We start from the raw sequence: 18,068 nt of genomic DNA on the forward strand, positions 1-18,068 counted from the left end.
GTGCTGCAGGGCATGACCGGGCACCAGATCACCTATATCGGCCGGGTCGCCTTCCCGCTCTTCCTGCTGATGTGCGTCGCCGTCGCGCTGATGTTCTTCTTCCCGGAATTGGCCACCTGGCTGCCAGCCAAGATGATCGGCCAGTAGAACGGAACCGGTGGGCCGGAGGCGTGACGAAAGCGGTTTCCCCGAGCTAACATCAGCGAAATTCTTGGAGTTGTTCCATGGCGCAGACCGGATCGCAGAGCGGGCAATGGGAATTCTGGATCGACCGCGGCGGCACCTTCACCGACATCGTCGGCCGCAGGCCGGACGGCGGCATCGTCACCCATAAGCTGCTGTCGGAAAATCCGGAACGCTATCGCGATGCCGCGGTCCAGGGCATCCGCGACCTGCTCGGCCTGAAACCCGGCGAGGCCTTGCCGCGGGGCAGGATCGCCGCCGTGAAGATGGGTACGACGGTGGCCACCAATGCGCTGCTCGAGCGCAAGGGCGACCGCGTGCTGCTGCTGGTCTCGGAAGGCTTCGCCGATCAGCTCCGCATCGGCTATCAGACCCGCCCCAACCTCTTCGCGCTGCATATCGTGCTGCCCGAGATGCTGTATGAGCGCGTGGTCGAAGTGCCCGAGCGCGTGCGCAACGACGGCAGCATCGAGACGCCGCTGGACATCGAGGCGGCACGCCAAGCGCTGCAGGCAGCTTACGACGACGGCATCCGCAGCTGCGCCATCCTGTTCATGCACGGCTACCGCTATACCGACCACGAAGCCAACGTCGCCGAACTGGCCCGGCAGATCGGCTTCACGCAGGTCTCGGCCAGCCACCAGGTCTCGCCGCTGATCAAGTTCGTCAGCCGCGGCGACACCACGGTGGTGGATGCCTATGTCTCGCCGATCCTGCGCCGCTATGTGAATCAGGTCGCCAACGAACTGGACGCGGCGAACAATGGCATGCGGCTGATGTTCATGCAGTCCAACGGCGGCCTGGCGGATGCCAATTTCTTCCAAGGCAAGGACAGCATCCTGTCCGGCCCGGCCGGCGGCGTGGTCGGCCTGGTCGAGACGTCGACGCGCGCGGGTTTCAGGAAAGTCATCGGCTTCGACATGGGCGGCACCTCGACCGATGTCAGCCATTATGACGGCGAGTATGAGCGCGCCTTCGAGACCATGGTAGCCGGCGTTCGCATGCGCGCGCCGATGATGATGATCAACACGGTGGCCGCCGGCGGCGGCTCGATCCTGCATTTCGACGGCGCCCGTTACCGCGTCGGACCGGACAGCGCCGGCGCCAATCCCGGCCCGGCCTGCTATCGCCGCGGCGGACCGCTGACCGTGACCGACTGCAACGTCATGCTCGGCAAGCTGCAGCCGGATTTCTTCCCCGCCGTGTTCGGCGCCAACGGCGATCAGCCGCTGGATGCCGACGTGGTGCGGCGGAAATTCGCCGAACTGCGCGGTCGCATCCATGAGCAAACCGGCGACACCCGCAGCGCCGAAGAGGTCGCCGAGGGCTTCCTCGCCATCGCCGTCGAGAACATGGCCAATGCGATCAAGAAGATTTCGGTCGCGCGCGGCTACGACGTCACCAGGTATGTGCTGTCCAGCTTCGGCGGCGCCGGCGGTCAGCATGCCTGCCTGGTCGCCGATGCGCTCGGCATGACGGAAGTGCTGCTGCATCCGCTCGCCGGCGTGCTGTCGGCCTACGGCATGGGTCTGGCGGATCAGCGCGTGCTGCGCGAGAAGTCCGTCGAAATCGTGCTGGATGCGCAGGCGCTGCCGGGCCTGTCGGCCGAGATCGACGCGCTCGCCGACGAGGCCAAGGCCGAGATGCTGGCCCAGGGCGTGCCGGCGGGGAAGATCAGCGTGTTGCGCAAGCTGCATGTGCGCTATGGCGGTTCGGATTCCGCGCTGATCGTCGATTTCGGCGCGCTGGATGCGATCAAGGCCGCTTTCGAAGCGGCGCATCGCCAGCGTTTCGGCTTCATCAGCCCGGAAAAGCAGCTCATCGCCGCCTCCGTCGCCGTCGAGGTGATCGGCGAAGGCGAGCGGGCGCCGGATACGGTCGAGGCCGTGAAGGATATCCGTCCGCAAAGCGATATTCCCGCCCTGGCGCAGCGCAAGGCCTATATGGCCGGCGCCTGGCGCGATACGCCGGTCTACGACCGCGCCGCGCTCAAGCCCGGCGAAACCCTCAAAGGCCCGGCCATCATCACCGAGCCGACCTCCACCATCGTGGTCGAGCCGGGCTGGCAGGCGCGGCTGACCGAGCGCCGCGACCTGGTGCTCAAGCGCGTCGAAGCCTTGCCGGCGCGCAAGGCGATCGGCACCGAAGTCGATCCGGTGATGCTGGAAATCTTCAACAACCTGTTCATGTCGATCGCCGAGCAGATGGGCTCGGTGCTGGAGAAAACCGCCTATTCGGTCAACATCAAGGAACGGCTCGATTTCTCCTGCGCCATTTTCGATCTCGACGGCGAACTGATCGCCAACGCGCCGCACATGCCGGTGCATCTCGGCTCGATGTCGGAAAGCATCAAAACGATCATGCGCAAGCGCGCCGGCACGATGAAGCCGGGCGACGTCTATGTGCTGAATGCGCCCTATGCCGGCGGCACGCATCTGCCGGATGTCACCGTGATCACGCCGGTCTTCGACAAGGCCGGCAAGGAGGTGCTGTTCTATCTCGGCAGCCGCGGCCACCATGCCGATATCGGCGGCACCACGCCGGGCTCCATGCCGCCGGATTCGAAGACGGTCGAGGATGAAGGCGTGCTGCTGGACAACGTCCTGCTGGTCGATGGCGGCAAGTTCCTAGAAGAGGAGATGGTCGCGATACTGAAGAGCGGCAAATATCCCTCGCGCAATCCGCATCAGAACATCGCCGACCTCAAGGCGCAGATCGCCTCCTGCGAGAAGGGCGCGCAGGAGCTGCGCAAGATGGTCGACCAGTTCGGCCTCGATGTCGTGCGCGCCTATATGCGCCACGTGCAGGATAATGCCGAGGAATCCGTGCGCCGCGTGATCAGCCGCCTCAAGGACGGCGAATTCACCTACCCCATGGACGACGGCTACGAGATCAGGGTCAAGGTCACCGTCAATCACAAGGACCGCACGGCGAAGATCGACTTCACCGGCACGTCGGGCCAGCACCCGACCAACTACAACGCCCCGAAGGCGGTCTGCGTTGCCGCGGTGCTCTACGCTTTCCGCTGCCTTGTCGACAGCGACATCCCGCTGAACGGCGGCTGTCTCAAGCCGCTGGAGATCGTCATCCCGGAAGGCTCGATGCTGGATCCGCAATTTCCCGCCGCGACGGTGGCCGGCAATGTCGAGACCAGCCAGTGCATTACCGACACCATCTTCGGCGCGCTCGGCGTGATGGCGGCCGCGCAGGGTACGATGAACAACTTCACCTTCGGCAACGACCAGTATCAGTATTACGAGACGATCTGCGGCGGCTCGGGCGCCGGACCGGATTTCGATGGCTGCGATGCCGTGCATACGCATATGACCAACGCGCGGCTGACCGATCCGGAAGTGCTGGAATTCCGCTTCCCGGTGCTGCTGGAAAGCTTCCGCATCCGCCGCGGCTCGGGCGGCCGAGGACGGCACAAGGGCGGCGACGGCACGATCCGCCGCATGCGCTTCCTCGAGCCGATGGTGGCCACGCTGCTGTCGTCGCACCGCAAGGTGCCGCCCTTCGGCCTGGAAGGCGGCGAGAATGGCGAGACCGGCCGGCAGTGGGTCGAGCGCAAGAACGGTGAAAAGGTTGAGCTGGAAGGCCGCTGCTCGACGCCGATGCAGCCCGGCGACGTCTTCGTGATCGCGACGCCCTCAGGGGGCGGCTTCGGCAAGGCGGCCGACCTGAAGCAGGCGGCGGAGTGATCCGCCGCCCAGGCTGCGGCTCCGGTACACTCAGCCCGGCGGCTCGGCCGGATACGATCGGACCTGCGCGCTTACTCGGGCTGCATCGGTCGGTCCATCGCCGGGGCGGTCTGCGCCGCCGCTGCAACCGGCGGCGTCACCCTCGACACATGCACCGGGGCGGCCTGCCCCCCGCCGAACAGGCGATAGGCGCTGAGGCTGACGATCACCGACATGAGCAGGGCCGAGGCAATGGCGCTGATGCTGTATCCCCGGCCGCCGCAGCTCGGGCAGGCCCACCAGCGCGTCTCGTCGCCCATATAGACCTTGCCCATTCCCTGACAGGATACGCATTTCCAGAAGGCGGTCATCGGCCACTCCCATATGCGGCGCCGGGGGTCGGTCCGGATGCCAGCGCGCGGTTTCCCGGCCATCATACTCCGGCCTGGCCGTTTCCCGACGGTGCCACAGATTGGCCACCGCGTTCTCATGCGCGGAACAAAACCCTTTCCGCGCCTGTTCTCGAACCCGCTGGCTGCATCGGCAACCTGGATCGCAGCCTCACCCCAGCCGGAGGTCCGTCCGTGAAAGCATTGTGCTGGCATGGCAAGAAAGACATTCGCTGCGATACAATTCCCGATCCTGCCATCGAGCAGCCGCGCGATGCGATCGTCAAAATGACGAGCTGCGCGATCTGCGGCTCCGACCTGCATCTTTACGACGGTTTCATCCCCGGCATGCTGCATGGCGACGTGCTCGGCCATGAGTTCATGGGCGAGGTGGTCGAAGTGGGCGCCGAGAACAAAAAGCTCAAAATCGGCGACCGCGTCGTCGTGCCGTTCACGATATGCTGCGGCGAATGCGATCAGTGCCGGCGCGCAAATTACTCCGTTTGCGAACGGACCAACCGCAACAAGGCCATCGCCGACAAGGCCTTCGGCCATACCACGGCCGGCCTGTTCGGCTATTCCCATCTCACCGGCGGCTATGCCGGCGGCCAGGCGGAATATGTGCGCGTGCCCTATGCCGATGTCGCTCCGGTGAAGGTGCCCGACGGCCTGAGCGACGACAAGCTGCTGTTCCTGGGCGACATCCTTCCGACCGGCTGGCAGGCGGCGGCGCAATGCGACATCGAGCCGACCGATACGGTGGCGATCTGGGGCTGCGGGCCGGTCGGCCAGTTCGCCATCCGCAGCGCGCTTCTGCTCGGCGCGGAACAGATCGTCGCCATCGACAATGTCCCCGAACGCCTGCAGATGACCGAGGCCGCCGGTGCCATTGCCATCACTTTCGACGAAGAAAGCGTCGTCGAGCGCCTGAACGATCTGACCCATGGCAAGGGGCCGGACAAATGCATCGATGCCGTCGGCTTCGAGGCGCACGCCGCCGCCAGCATCGATTCCGCCTACGACCGGGTGAAGCAGGCGATGATGCTGGAAACCGACCGGCCGCATGTGCTGCGCGAGATGATCTATGTCTGCCGGCCGGCCGGGATATTGTCGATCCCCGGCGTCTATGGCGGCCTGGTCGACAAGATTCCGTTCGGCGCACTGATGAACAAGGGGCTGACGGTGCGCACCGGCCAGACCCATGTGAACCGCTGGACCGACGACCTGCTGCGGCGCATCGAGGAGGGCCAGATCGATCCCTCCTTCGTGATCACCCATCGCGCCGGGCTGGAGGATGGCCCGGCGATGTACCGCCAGTTTCGCGACAAGCAGGACGGCTGCGTGAAGGTGGTGATGACGCCGTAAAGACGGCCGGCAGGAACGCAAGCAAGAGGTACAGGCCGATGTTTCGCAGCAGGAAATCCCTCACCTCCGCGGAGAATATGCGGATGCTGGCCTATGGGCTCGGCTGGTTCAGCATCGGGCTCGGCGCCATGGAACTGCTCGCGTCGGGACCGCTGACCCGCAGCATGGGCATGAAGGGCAAGGGCGGCCTGCTGCGCCTTTGCGGCCTGCGCGAAATCGTCACCGGCATCGGCATCCTCAGCAACCGCAGCAATCCGGCACCCTGGATCTGGGCCAGGGTGATCGGCGATGCGATCGACGCGGCGACGCTCGCCGCGCCGCTAAGCCGCCAGCCGCGGCGCAGCTTTCCCTGGTTTGCGCTGGCAGCCGTCGCCATGGTCGGCGCAGCCGATGTCATGTCGGCCGGCGCGTTGACCAAATCGCGCCGCATCCGGCGCATCCGCCGCCGGCTGGTCGATTACAGCGACCGCAGCGGCCTGCCGAAAGCGCCCGATGCCATGCGCGGCATCGCCCGCGAGGTCAGTCAGACGCGGCATTGAACGCGTCTAATGTGCCGCCGCGCGCGGCAGGCCGAGCGCCTTGGCGATCTTCTGCGCCGCATCGCGCGGGCTGAGCGTGCCGGTATCGATGGTCACCTCGGCCTTGGGCATGTGCGAGGTGGCGAAGACCCCGGCCTTCTCCAGCCTTTCGTAAACCTCGTGCGAGGTCAGCTTGCCGCTCTGGCGCCGCGACTGGCTGTCGATGCGGCGATAGACCTCCTCCATCGGACAGGTCAGTTCGACGAACCGTATCCGGCTGCCGGCGGCGAATACGATATCGAGCGCCCGCTCGATGAACGTCGGCCGCACCGTGGTTTCCGGCGCGAAGGTGAAGATCAGGCCATGCAGACGCTCTTTGGCCGCACGGGCAAAGACCGACAGCCAGATTTCCTCGCGCAACGCCACGAAAGGCGTGCTGCCGAATTCGAACACCGACAGCAGCAGATCGACGGTCAGGTGATTGTGAAACAGCTTGTAGCCGGTCAGGCCCGCCAGTTCGCGGGCGACCGTCAGTTTGCCGGTGGCGGGCTTGCCGTAGAGAAAGACCAGTTGCATGCGCTGATTGTAGCGGCTCGCGGTGACGCAGTAACCCCTTGCATTTCCAGCTAAAATCATCGACTCGATAGCGTCCGGCCTATGCGGCTTGCCAGAAGGAGTGAAATGTGTTTCACTTCTTATGGGCAAGATGAGGACCCGGTCATGGCCTATCGCCGCACCGATGCCGTCGTGGCGCGCCTGAACGAGACGCGCGAGCGGATCGTCGCAGCGGCGCTGAAGCTGGTGGCGCAGCATGGCTATGACGGCGCCGGCATTCCGGCGATTGCCGAGGAAGCCGGACTTTCCACCGGCGCGCTGTACCGCTACTTCCCCTCCAAGGCCGATCTGTTCGACGAAGTCTTCCGCCGCGCCTCGCAGCGCGAGATCGACGTCTGTGCTGCGGCGGCCCAGACGCCCGGCTCGGCACGCGAACGCCTTGCCCGCGTCGTGCAGGTCTTCGCCCGGCGCGCCCTGAAAGGCCGGCGGCTGGCCTATGCGCTGCTGGCCGAGCCGGTCGATCCGCTGATCGAAGCCGACCGCCTGCGCTATCGCATTCCCTATCGCGACATCTTCGTCGGCATCATCGAAGACGGCATCGAGGCCGGCGACATTGCCGCGCAGGATGCCGTGCTGACCGCTTCCGCCATCGTCGGCGCGCTGAACGAGGCGCTGATCGGCCCCTTGGCGCCGCAGGCGAGAAAGACTGACCAGGAACAGCTGATTGCCGGGCTCGCCCTCTTCTGCGTGCAGGCGCTCGGGCCGATGCCGGCCAGAAAATCATGATGGGAGACATGCCATGACCGCACAGGCCAAACCCGCCTTCGATCCCTACGAGGTTTTCAACCAGCCGCCGGCACTGGAAGACCACAACCTGTTTACCACCGACCATGCCTTGATGGCCGCGGCGCAGGCCAACGGCGCCGGCTGGGCCGAGGCGCAGCTGACCGCCTACGGTGCCAGGCTCGGCACGGCGGAAACCATCGAGCAAGGCCGTCTGGCGCATAAATTCCCGCCGCAGCTCAAACTGTTCGACCGCTTCGGCCATCGCCGCGACGAGGTCGAATTCCACCCCGCCTGGCACAACATCATGCGCCTGATCATCGGCGAAGGCCTGCATGCCGCGCCCTGGGCCGATCCGAAGCCCGGCGCCCATGTCGCGCGCGCCGCCGCCTATATCATGCATGCGCAGATCGAACCGGGCAGCCAATGCCCGACCACCATGACCTACGGCAGCGTGCCGGCATTGAAGCGCGATGCGGCGCTTGCCGAAACCTGGCTGCCGAAAATCTACTCGCGGCAATACGATCCGGCCAACACGCCGGTCGAGCGGAAATCCGGCGCCTTGATCGGCATGGGCATGACCGAAAAGCAGGGCGGCTCGGACGTGCGCGCCAACACCACCATCGCCGAGCCGGTCGGCGGCGCCAGCCGCGAATACATCATCACCGGGCATAAATGGTTCTTCTCCTGCCCGCAAAACGACGCGCATCTGGTGCTGGCCCAGGCGCCGGGCGGCCTGAGCTGCTTTTTCGTGCCGCGCTGGCTGCCCGACGGCACCAAGAACGCCGTCCAGATCCAGCGGCTGAAGGACAAGGTCGGCAACAAGTCTAATGCCTCGTCGGAAGTGGAGTTCCACGGCGCGCATGGCTGGCTGCTTGGTGAGGAAGGCCGCGGCGTGCCGACCATCATCGAGATGGGCACCTACACGCGGCTCGATTGCGCGCTCGGCTCGGCCGGCCTGCTGCGCGGCGCCGTCGCCCAGGCGGTGCATCACGTTTTCCACCGCCGCGCCTTCCAGCGGCATCTGGTCGACCAGCCGCTGATGACCAACGTGGTGGCCGACCTGGCCGTCGAGTCGGAAGCGGCCACGATGCTCGCCTTACGGCTGGCGCGCGCCTTCGACCGCGCCGATGCCGATCCGCAGGAAGCCGCCTTCCGCCGCCTCTGCACTCCGGCGGTGAAATACTGGGTCTGCAAGCGCGCGCCGAACGCCGTGGTGGAGGCCATGGAGGTGCATGGCGGCAACGGCTATGTCGACGAAGGGCCGCTCGGCATGCTGTACAAGGAGATTCCGCTCAACTCGATCTGGGAAGGCTCGGGCAACGTGATGTGCCTCGATGTGCTGCGTGCCCTGCAGAAGGGCAGCGACGGGCTGGAAGCCTATTTCGCCGAACTGGCTTTGGCGCGCGGCAGCGATACGCGGCTGGACGCGGCGATCAAATCGGTCGAGGCGGAATTCGCCGATCTCACCGAGGCGGAACACCGCGCCCGCCGCATCGTGGAAAAGATGATGGCGACGCTGCAGGGCGCGCTGCTGGTGCGGCATTCGACGCCGGCTGTGGCCGACGCCTTCTGCGCTTCAAGACTTGGCGGCGATTGGGGCCACGCCTTCGGTACGCTGCCCAAGGGCGTCGATGTCCGCGCCATCGCGGAACGGGCAAGGCCGGTGTGACGGCGCGGCGCGCCGCGCCGAGCCGAGCATGTCCTCAAGTCCGGAGGCGGCGTGGAAAACGCGTCACCATGGCAGCCATTGGCCGAAAGCCGTGCCGGCCTGGACGGCGCCGAAGCCGATGCCGAGGAACAGCACCGCGCTGACGAGGCCGACCGCGTGACCGGCCAGCGTGCCGAGGCCGTCGCGGGTCAGCAGCCCGAGGGCGGTCAACACGATTCCGAACGCAAATGGCAGATTGCCGAATGGCAGCGGCAGCATCAGTCCGATACCCTGCAGCGCGATCGCCAGGATGGCGAAGGCCTTGCCGGGCCCGTTCGTCATCCAGCTCGCGCGCGGGCGGAAGCGGCGTTCGAGCCGGCGCATGAACGGCACGGCGAAACGCAACAGCCGCCGCAGCAGGTGCGGCGGCAATTTGCGCCGCCCGAGAAACCGCGGCAGCAGCAGCCTGCGCGGCTGGATCAGCATGCCGAGGCAGACGCTGACCACGAGCAGCCCGGCAATGGCGCCGAGCGGCAGGCCCGGCGACGGCACGAAGCCGAGCAATCCGAGGAAAAGCAGCAGCAACAGGGCCGAGCGTTCGGCAAAACTATGCGCCGCCTCCTGCACCGTCGCCCCGGCGCGGGCATGGCGGCGTAAACGCAACAGATCGCGCGCGATGCTGGCGTGACGGAACCCGGCCCGGTTCATCGGTAAAACTCGCACTGCCTCACTCGGCGCATCCTGGCCAAGGAATGCGGCGGAAACGCGGCGTTCGGAAAAGCCCCGCGCCGCGGCTCATCCCTTGCGGATACCGCGGAAGGGGCGGCTGAGCTGGGCGCGGCGCGAGGCCATGTTGAGGCCTTCGACGATCACCGAGAAGGCCATGGCGCCATAGACGATCCCCTTCGGGATGTGCACGTCGATGCTCTCGCCCACCAGCGTCATGCCGATCATCACCAGAAAGGCGAGCGCCAGCATGACCACATTGGGGTTGTTGTTGACGAAGCGTGCCAACGTCTCGGCGGCGGCGATCATGATGGCGACCGACAGCAGGACGGCGGCGATCATGATCTCGAGATGGCCGGTCAGGCCCAGAGCGGTGATCACGCTGTCGAGCGAAAAGACGACATCGAGAATCAGGATTTGGCCGATCACCGCCCAGAAGGCGGGTGCGCGCGGTCTGCCGGCGGCGGCAGCCTCCTCCTCTTCTTCCGGATCGCCGTCATGGCCCTTCGGCAACACGCGCTCGTGGATTTCCATCGTCGCCTTCCAGATCAGGAAGAGACCGCCGGCCAGCAGCACCAGGTCGCGGCCGGAGATTTCCGTCTCCAGCACGGTGAACAGCGGCGCGGTCAGTCCGATCAGCCAGGCGGCCGAGAGCAGCAGCAGGATGCGCGTGCCGACGGCGAGCGTCAGGCCCATGCGGCGGGCCAGCGGCTGGCGCGCCGGCGGCAGGCGGTTGGTGACGATGGTGATGAAGATCAGGTTGTCGACGGCGAGCACGAGTTCGAGCGCGACAAGGCCGGCGAGCGCCGCGAGCGCGGCGGGCTGCAGAAAGATGGCGAGATCCATGCGGGGTCACGCGAGGGCGGGAGGCTTGCAAAAGCCGTCCGACATCGCTGCCATCCCGTAAACGGCAGCCAGAGGGGCCCGGACGTGATCAGCTAGATAAGCGGAACGGCGGAAATTTCAAGCCTGCCGTCAATCCGCGAAGGCCGCCGACGCAGCCCGGTCGTGGCGCAGATCCTGCAGGGCATGCCGGATCACCTGCGCCGAGCCCCACAGCGCCAGGCCGGCCATGAAGGCGGCGACGGCGATATCGGGCCAGGGCGTGCCGGTGGCGAAGACGCCGCTGGCCGCCAGCAGCACGGCGAGGTTGCCGAGCGCATCGTTGCGGCTGCAGATCCAGACGGCGCGCATATTGGAATCGCCGCCGCGGAAACGATAGAGGATCAGCGCCACGGCGACGTTCACGACGAGCGCGGCGATGCCGACCGCGCCCATCGTGGCGGGTTCGGGGATCGTGCCGACGGTGACATGCCGGATCGTTTCCGCCGCCACCCAAAGGCCGAACAGGCCCATGGTGGCGCCCTTGACGAAGGCGGCGCGGGCGCGCCAGGCCAGCGGCAGCGCCAGCACGGCAAGGGCGATGCCGTAATTGGCCGTATCGCCCAGGAAGTCGGCCGAATCCGCCAGCAGCGAGGTGGAGCCGGCGGCCAGGCCGGCAACGATTTCCACGAGAAACATCGCGCCGTTCAGCGCCAGCGCGATCCACAGCGCCGGCCGCGTGCCCTTCTCCACCATGCCTTGTCCGTGGTCATGGCCGTGATGATCGTGATGGCAGCAGGAGGCGCCCATGATCAGATCCTTTCGCCGTTCTCCACGCCCGCCGGGTCGCGATGCGGCTCGACCACATGGTCGATCATGTCTTCCAGCATGCGCCGGACATGCTCGTCCGCCAGCGCGTAGTAGATCCGCTTCCCCTTGCGCTCGGCCTTCACCAGCCGCGCCGCGCGCAACAGCCGCAGATGATGGCTTGCCAGTTGCGGCGACAGGCCGGACATCGCCGCGGCGACGCTGGCCGCGGCCTCGCCGTTGCACAGCGTGGTGACCAGCCGCAGGCGGCTGGGATCGCCCAGCAGGCGGAACATATCCGTGAGCTGCGCGACATGGTGATCCTTGAGCTTGCCGAGCTCCAACATTTCAACAATTGTTTAAATGTTTGTTTTAAAGATGTCAACCGGCAAATCCGTACTCGCATTAACCAGGCTTTTGGCGCTATGCTGCGGATTCATAACGACAAAGCCCCTCGCCGCCATGACTTCCCACCCATATGTTCGCAGGATGTTTCACGTGAAACACCCCCCTTTTCCGGCTCCCCGTTGCACGGACGGCAGGGCCTGATGCTGCGCTGGATCGACTTCGTCGGCCGCCATGCCACCAAATTCCTGTTCTGCGGCGTGCTGGTCGGTTTGGCCGTGCCGCCGCTGGCCGCGCTGCTCCGCCCCGGACTGGTCGTCTTTCTCCTGCTGCCGCTGACATTTTCCCTGATGCGGCTGGATTGGAGCGCCTTTCATGCCTATGCCCGCCGGCCGCTTCTGATCCTGCCGCTGATCGTCTTCCTGATGCTGGTCTGTCCGCTGCTGGTGTTCGCCGTGCTCAAGCCGTTCGGCCTGCCGCAGGCCCTGAGCCAGGCGATCGTCCTGATGGCGGCGGCGCCGCCGATCACCGGCACGGTGGCGATCTCGCTGATCCTCGGCCTCGATGCCGCCCTGGCCGCCATCGTCATGGTGATCTGCACGGCCCTGGTGCCGTTCACCTTGCCGCCTCTGGCGCTGGCCCTGCTGGATATCGAGATCAACATGTCGCTGGCGGAATTCATGCTGCGGCTCGGCGCCATGGTCGGCTTCGCCTTCGGCGCGGCGTTGCTGGCGCGGCGGCTGATGCCGCCGGGCTGGCTGGCGCGCAACTACCGCCTGGTCGATGGCGGCTCGGTGATCGCGCTGGTGCTGTTCGCCATTGCCATCATGGATGGCGTCACCGCCAAGCTGCTGTCCCAGCCGGGCTACGTCATTCTCGCCACCGCGGCGGCTTTCATCGGCAATGTGGTGCTGCAGGGATTCGGCTATCTGGCCGGCCGCGCGGTCTTTCGGCTGTCGCAGCCGGCAGCCGTCACGCTCGGGCTGCTGACCGGGAATTGCAATATGGGCCTGGTCATGGTGGCATTGGCCGACCGGGCCGTCTTCGACATGGTGGTGTTTTTCGCCATGGGGCAGTTGCCGATGTATATGCTGCCCGGCCTGCTGGAGCCGCTGTACAAGCGGCTGCGCGCGGCCTGAGTGTTTCACGTGAAATAGCGGATAGAGGGGAATTTGCCATGCCGACGCTTCTGATCACCGGCGCCAATCGCGGCATCGGCCTGGAATTCACCAGGCAATACGCGGCCTCCGGCTGGGACATCATCGCCTGCTGCCGCGCGCCGCAGGAGGCCGAGGCGCTGAGGGCAATCGGCGGCAGGGTGAGCGTGGAAAAGCTGGACGTCACCGACTATGCCGCGGTGGATGCGCTGGCCGCCAAGCTCGGCAGCCGGCCAATCGATCTGCTGATCAACAATGCCGGCATTTACGGCACGCGCAATCCGGCCCTGTCGATCGGCGATCCGGGCGAATATCTGCGCGTGCTGCAGGTCAATGCCGTGGCGCCGATGAAGGTGACGCTCAGCCTCCTGCCCAACCTGAAGGCGGCGAAAACGGCCAAGATCGCCACCTTGTCCAGCCGCATGGGCTCGATCGGCCTGGGCGCCGGCGGCTCCTACGTCTATCGCACCTCGAAGGCGGCGATCAACGCAGCCATGCACAACCTGGCCCTCGACCTGCAGTCCTCCGGCATCACCTGCATCTTGCTGCATCCCGGCTGGGTCAAGACCGATATGGGCGGCCAGGGCGCCGATATCACGACGCAGCAAAGCGTCACCGGGCTCAAGGCCGTGATCGACGGCGCCTCGCTGTCCGATACCGGCAAATTCTTCAATTACGACGGCAGCGAATTTCCCTGGTAGCGAGCGGGCGGGGCAAGGTCATGAGCAAAACGATCCTGATCACCGGCGGCAGCCGCGGCATCGGCCGCGCCGCGGCGCTGATGGCGGCGCAGCGCGGCTGGGCGGTCGGCATCAATTACGCGAGCAACGAAGCGGCCGCGCATGACACGGTCAGGGCCGTGCAGCAAGCCGGCGCCAAGGCGGTCGCCATCAAGGGCGATGTTTCACGTGAAACGGATGTCATCGCCATGTTCGATGCCGCCGAAAAGGCGCTCGGCAAGCTCGACGGCCTGGTCAACAATGCCGGCATCGTCGGCATGAAGCAGCCCTTCGCCGATTACACGCTGGAGCGGATGCGCCGCATCTTCGACATCAACATCCTGGGCGCCTATCTGTGCGCCCGGGAAGCCGCACGGCGGATGGCGAAAAGCCGCGGCGGCAACGGCGGCAGCATCGTCAATCTCTCCTCCATGGCCGCGCGGCTCGGCTCGCCCGGCGAGTATGTCGATTATGCCGGCTCGAAAGGCGCCATCGACACGATGACGGTCGGCCTGGCCCGCGAACTGGCCGCCGAGGGCGTGCGCGTCAACGCGGTGCGCCCCGGACTGATCGATACCGAGATCCATGCCAGCGGCGGCCAGCCCGACCGCGCCGCCCGGCTCGGCGCCGCCACGCCGATGGGCCGCGCCGGCACGGCCGAGGAAGTGGCGGCGGCCATCATCTGGCTGCTCGAGGATTCGTGCAATTACATGACTGGCGCGCTGCTGGACGTTGCCGGCGGGCGCTGATGCCCTAGCTGTTGCTCCTACAGTCAAGGAGCAGCGCATGCCAACCATCGTGATCACCGGCGCCAATCGCGGCATCGGCCTCGAATTGGTGCAGCAATATGCGGAGAATGGCTGGTCGGTGATCGCCGCCTGCCGCGATCCCGCCCGGGCCGAGAAGCTGACCAAGCTGCGCGGCGGTATCCGCATCGAGCCCCTGGACGTCGCCGACCCGCAAGGCATCGCCGCCTTCTGCGAAGGCCTCGAGGGCATCGGCATCGACATCCTGTTCAACAATGCCGGCGTCTACAGCCAGCCGGATCCGCTGCCCGAACGGATCGACGCCGGGGAATTCCTGCGCGTGCTGCATACCAACACGGTGGCGCCGCTCGACCTCGCCCTGGCGCTGCAGCGCAACCTGCGCCGCGGCACGGAGCGCAAGATCGTCACCATGAGCACCGGCATGGCCTCCATCGGCGGCATGAGCTATGGCGGCTTCTATGCCTATCGCGCCTCCAAGGCCGGCATGAACGCGGCGATGCGCGCTCTGGCGCTGGATCTGAAAGAGGAGCAGTTTACCGTTGCGGTGCTCGATCCCGGCTGGGTCAGGACCGATATGGGCGGACCGACCGCGCCGCTGGATGTAATGACCTCGGCGCGCGGACTGCGCGAAGTCATCGCCCGCCTCGGTCCCGGCGACAGCGGCAAGTTCTTCAACTACCGCGGCGAGGAAGTGCCGTGGTGAGCGAGCGGGGCGATTGAGCAGGATGAATGAGCAGCAGGCGTCTACCAAGCCCGCCGGGTTCACCGCAAATCCATCTTCATCCCGATATGGCTGGCCTTGAAGCCAAGCCGTTCGTAGAAGCGATGCGCGTCGAGGCGCGCCTTGTCCGACGTGAGCTGAATGACGCCGCAGCCTTTCTCGCGGGCCCGCGCAATCGCCCAGCGGATCATCACGCTGCCCAGGCCCTTGCCGCGCAGCGGCGTGTCGATCCGCACCGCCTCGATGACGGCGCGGCTCATCCCCTGCCGCGACAGGCCGGGGATGTAGGTGAGCTGCATCGAGCCGACGATGCGGCCATCCTGCTCGGCGACGATCTGCTCGGTCATCTCCGAACGCGCAATCGTCTCGAAGGCATCGTAATAGGCCTGCGGCAGCGGATCGGCATAGGCCTCGCGCTTGGCGCCCAGTATGTCGTCGGCCAGCATGCGTATGATGGCGGGCACGTCGGCGCGCGTCGCCTTGCGGATCGTCAGTGTCATCGGGGCATCATCCTATTCTGCCGCTTCGGCGCGCGCCGGATCGTAGGCCAGATTCGAGGCAAGCCAGCGCTCCATCAGGGCAAGCTCCATGCCCTTGCGCTTGGCGTAATCGGCGACCTGATCGCGTTCGATACGGCCGACGCCGAAATAGCGTGCCTGCGGATGCGCGATATACCAGCCGGAGACAGCCGCCGCCGGCCACATGGCGAAGCTCTCGGTCAGGGTGATACCCGCCTGTCTGGTGGCGTCGAGCAGCCCGAACAATGTCGCCTTCTCGGTATGGTCCGGGCAGGCCGGATAGCCCGGCGCCGGGCGGATGCCGCGATACCGTTCGGCGATCAGCTCCTCGTTGGTCAGCTCTTCGTCGGCGGCATAGCCCCAGAATTCCTTGCGCACGCGCTCATGCATGCGCTCGGCAAAGGCTTCGGCCAGACGGTCGGCCAGCGCCTTGGCCAGGATCGCGGAATAATCGTCGTGCCTGGCGGCGAATTCCTTGAGCCATTCGTCCAGGCCGATGCCAGCCGTGACCGCGAAGGCGCCGACATAATCGGCAACGCCGGAATCCTGCGGCGCGACGAAATCGGCCAGGCATATATTGGCGCGGCCGCCATCGCGCTTCATCTGCTGGCGCAGCATATGCAGCCGTGCGGCTTCTTCCTTGCGCTCCTCGCCGGCAAACAGCGCGATATCGTCATCGTTGACCTGCGCCGCCGGCCAGAAGCCGATCACCGCGGCGGCCTTGAGCGGCTTCTCGGCGAGGATGCGCTTAAGCATTGCCTGCGCGTCCTCGAACAGGTTGCGCGCCGCCTCGCCCACCACGTTGTCGGTCAGGATATCCGGGTATTTGCCGCGCAGCTCCCAGGAGGAGAAGAACGGCGTCCAGTCGATACGCTCGACCAGTTCTTCCAGCGGATAATCGGTGAAAACCTTGGTGCCGAGGAAGCTCGGCCTGGTCGGCTTGTATTTCGTCCAGTCGATCTTGACCTTGTTGGCGCGCGCCTGGGAGATGCTCTGGCGCGGGCCGGTATTGCGCTCGCGCGCATGGATCTCGCGGATCTTGTCGTATTCCTTCGCCACGTCGGCGGCATAAGCGGGCCGCTCATTGGCTGAGATCAGCTTGCCGGCGACGCCGACGGCGCGCGAGGCATCCGGCACGTAAACCACCGGGCCTTTGTAGTTCGGCGCTATCTTGACGGCGGTATGCACCTTCGAGGTGGTGGCGCCGCCGATCAGCAGCGGAAGCGCCAGGCCTTCGCGCTGCATCTCGCTGGCGACGTAGCACATCTCGTCGAGGCTCGGCGTGATCAGGCCGGACAACCCGATGATATCGGCGCCGATCTTCTTCGCCTCTTCCAGGATGCGGGCGCAAGGCACCATGACGCCAAGATCGACCACTTCGTAGTTGTTGCACTGCAGCACGACGCCGACGATGTTCTTGCCGATGTCGTGCACGTCGCCTTTCACCGTCGCCAGCAGCACCTTGCCGTTGCTCCGGGCCGGGCCCTGCGCCTTCTCTGCCTCGATGAACGGCAGCAGATAGGCCACCGCCTTCTTCATCACGCGGGCGGACTTGACCACCTGCGGCAGGAACATCTTGCCGGCGCCGAACAGGTCGCCGACCACGTTCATGCCGTCCATCAGCGGACCTTCGATCACCTGGATCGGCTGCGGAAATTTCAGCCGCGCTTCCTCGGTGTCCTCGATGATGTAATCGGTGATGCCGCGCACCAGCGCGTGGCTCAGCCGCTCCTCGACCGTGCCGTCGCGCCATGCCAGGTCCTCGACCTGCACCTTGCCCTTGCCTTTCACCGTCTCCGCGAACGTCACCATGCGTTCGGCGGCATCGGGCCGGCGGTTGAAGATGATGTCCTCGACGTGCTCCAGCAGATCCTTCGGAATCTCCTCGTAGACGCCGAGCTGGCCGGCGTTGACGATGCCCATCGTCATGCCGGCCTTGATCGCGTGATACAGGAACGCGGTGTGGATCGCTTCGCGCACCAGGTCGTTGCCGCGGAACGAAAACGACACGTTCGACACGCCGCCGCTGACGCGCGCGTACAGCAGCGTGTCGCGAATGATGCGCGTCGCCTCGATGAAGTCCTTGGCGTAATTCGCGTGCTCCTCGATGCCGGTCGCGATCGCGAAGATGTTGGGATCGATGATCACGTCTTGCGGCAGAAAACCGACTTCATCGACCAGAATGCGGTAGGACTGCGTCGCGATGTCGACGCGCCGCTGCAGCGTGTCGGCCTGGCCCTTTTCGTCGAAGCACATCACCACCGCCGCCGCACCATAACGCCGGCACAGTTTGGCGTGCTGTACGAACTCGTCCTTGCCCTCCTTCATGCTGATCGAGTTCACCACGCATTTGCCTTGCACG

The 18,068-nt window shown here is 65.9% G+C and carries 17 protein-coding genes; 9 read left to right on the forward strand and 8 right to left on the reverse strand.

The window, feature by feature from the left end; all coding sequences use genetic code 11:
* Positions 1 to 224: 224 nt before the first annotated feature.
* Entirely contained in the window at positions 225 to 3,884 is a 3,660-nt protein-coding gene (locus VF194_RS03165) for a hydantoinase B/oxoprolinase family protein (protein WP_330887951.1), read from the forward strand.
* 71 nt (positions 3,885 to 3,955) lie between these two features.
* Here the strand turns inward: VF194_RS03165 and VF194_RS03170 are convergent, their stop codons facing one another.
* Positions 3,956 to 4,234, reverse strand: a complete 279-nt coding sequence (locus VF194_RS03170) for a hypothetical protein (RefSeq protein ID WP_330887953.1) — start codon at positions 4,232 to 4,234, stop codon at positions 3,956 to 3,958.
* A gap of 213 nt (positions 4,235 to 4,447) precedes the next feature.
* On the opposite strand from VF194_RS03170, the gene VF194_RS03175 reads away from it, so the two are divergent.
* Together VF194_RS03175 and VF194_RS03180 are read left to right on the forward strand one after the other, a co-directional pair.
* A complete protein-coding gene (locus tag VF194_RS03175; protein ID WP_330887955.1) occupies positions 4,448 to 5,617 on the forward strand; it encodes a zinc-dependent alcohol dehydrogenase in 1,170 nt (389 codons plus the stop codon).
* A gap of 38 nt (positions 5,618 to 5,655) precedes the next feature.
* Complete coding sequence (locus VF194_RS03180) at positions 5,656 to 6,156, forward strand: cyclase dehydrase (RefSeq protein WP_330887957.1); 501 nt, start codon at positions 5,656 to 5,658, stop codon at positions 6,154 to 6,156.
* A gap of 6 nt (positions 6,157 to 6,162) precedes the next feature.
* Here VF194_RS03180 and VF194_RS03185 read toward each other — a convergent pair whose 3' ends face one another.
* A complete protein-coding gene (locus VF194_RS03185) occupies positions 6,163 to 6,711 on the reverse strand; it encodes an AAA family ATPase (protein ID WP_330887959.1) in 549 nt (182 codons plus the stop codon).
* Between the two features lie 144 nt (positions 6,712 to 6,855).
* Between VF194_RS03185 and VF194_RS03190 the strand changes: the two genes are divergently transcribed.
* The gene (locus VF194_RS03190; protein ID WP_330887961.1) at positions 6,856 to 7,476 is read left to right on the forward strand and encodes a TetR/AcrR family transcriptional regulator; all 621 of its coding nucleotides are present in this window, start codon (positions 6,856 to 6,858) and stop codon (positions 7,474 to 7,476) included.
* 13 nt (positions 7,477 to 7,489) lie between these two features.
* Complete coding sequence (locus tag VF194_RS03195; protein ID WP_330887963.1) at positions 7,490 to 9,145, forward strand: isovaleryl-CoA dehydrogenase; 1,656 nt, start codon at positions 7,490 to 7,492, stop codon at positions 9,143 to 9,145.
* 63 nt (positions 9,146 to 9,208) lie between these two features.
* Here the strand turns inward: VF194_RS03195 and VF194_RS03200 are convergent, their stop codons facing one another.
* The 4 genes from VF194_RS03200 to VF194_RS03215 all read right to left on the reverse strand — a co-directional run bounded on the left by VF194_RS03200 (position 9,209) and on the right by VF194_RS03215 (position 11,826).
* Positions 9,209 to 9,832 (reverse strand): exopolysaccharide biosynthesis protein, encoded by a 624-nt coding sequence (locus tag VF194_RS03200; protein ID WP_330887965.1) that lies wholly within the window; start codon positions 9,830 to 9,832, stop codon positions 9,209 to 9,211.
* 87 nt (positions 9,833 to 9,919) lie between these two features.
* Positions 9,920 to 10,696 carry a TerC family protein gene (locus VF194_RS03205; RefSeq protein WP_330887967.1) on the reverse strand — a complete coding sequence of 259 codons (777 nt, stop codon included), beginning with the start codon at positions 10,694 to 10,696 and terminating at the stop codon, positions 9,920 to 9,922.
* Between the two features lie 129 nt (positions 10,697 to 10,825).
* Positions 10,826 to 11,482, reverse strand: coding sequence for a cation transporter (locus tag VF194_RS03210; RefSeq protein ID WP_349256520.1), 657 nt, complete (start codon positions 11,480 to 11,482; stop codon positions 10,826 to 10,828).
* A gap of 2 nt (positions 11,483 to 11,484) precedes the next feature.
* A complete protein-coding gene (locus VF194_RS03215) occupies positions 11,485 to 11,826 on the reverse strand; it encodes a metalloregulator ArsR/SmtB family transcription factor (protein WP_330887969.1) in 342 nt (113 codons plus the stop codon).
* A gap of 201 nt (positions 11,827 to 12,027) precedes the next feature.
* Between VF194_RS03215 and VF194_RS03220 the strand changes: the two genes are divergently transcribed.
* Genes VF194_RS03220 through VF194_RS03235 form a run of 4 tightly spaced genes read left to right on the forward strand, consistent with a single transcriptional unit; the run spans position 12,028 to position 15,170 of the window.
* Positions 12,028 to 12,963, forward strand: a complete 936-nt coding sequence (locus tag VF194_RS03220; protein ID WP_330887971.1) for a hypothetical protein — start codon at positions 12,028 to 12,030, stop codon at positions 12,961 to 12,963.
* Between the two features lie 38 nt (positions 12,964 to 13,001).
* Complete coding sequence (locus VF194_RS03225) at positions 13,002 to 13,682, forward strand: SDR family oxidoreductase (RefSeq protein ID WP_330887973.1); 681 nt, start codon at positions 13,002 to 13,004, stop codon at positions 13,680 to 13,682.
* Between the two features lie 20 nt (positions 13,683 to 13,702).
* Positions 13,703 to 14,449: an SDR family oxidoreductase gene (locus tag VF194_RS03230; protein ID WP_330887975.1), complete on the forward strand. Its 747-nt coding sequence runs from the start codon at positions 13,703 to 13,705 to the stop codon at positions 14,447 to 14,449.
* Between the two features lie 37 nt (positions 14,450 to 14,486).
* Positions 14,487 to 15,170: an SDR family oxidoreductase gene (locus VF194_RS03235; protein WP_330887977.1), complete on the forward strand. Its 684-nt coding sequence runs from the start codon at positions 14,487 to 14,489 to the stop codon at positions 15,168 to 15,170.
* Between the two features lie 59 nt (positions 15,171 to 15,229).
* On the opposite strand, the gene VF194_RS03240 is transcribed toward VF194_RS03235, so the two are convergent.
* Both VF194_RS03240 and metH read right to left on the reverse strand, forming a co-directional pair.
* Entirely contained in the window at positions 15,230 to 15,688 is a 459-nt protein-coding gene (locus VF194_RS03240) for a GNAT family N-acetyltransferase (protein WP_330887979.1), read from the reverse strand.
* 12 nt (positions 15,689 to 15,700) lie between these two features.
* On the reverse strand, positions 15,701 to 18,068 hold a 2,368-nt coding region (gene metH, locus VF194_RS03245; protein ID WP_330887981.1), incomplete at its 5' end, for a methionine synthase.

It is taken from the genome of Ferrovibrio sp. (assembly GCF_036381655.1).
In the GTDB taxonomy this organism is placed as follows: Bacteria; Pseudomonadota; Alphaproteobacteria; order Ferrovibrionales; family Ferrovibrionaceae; genus Ferrovibrio.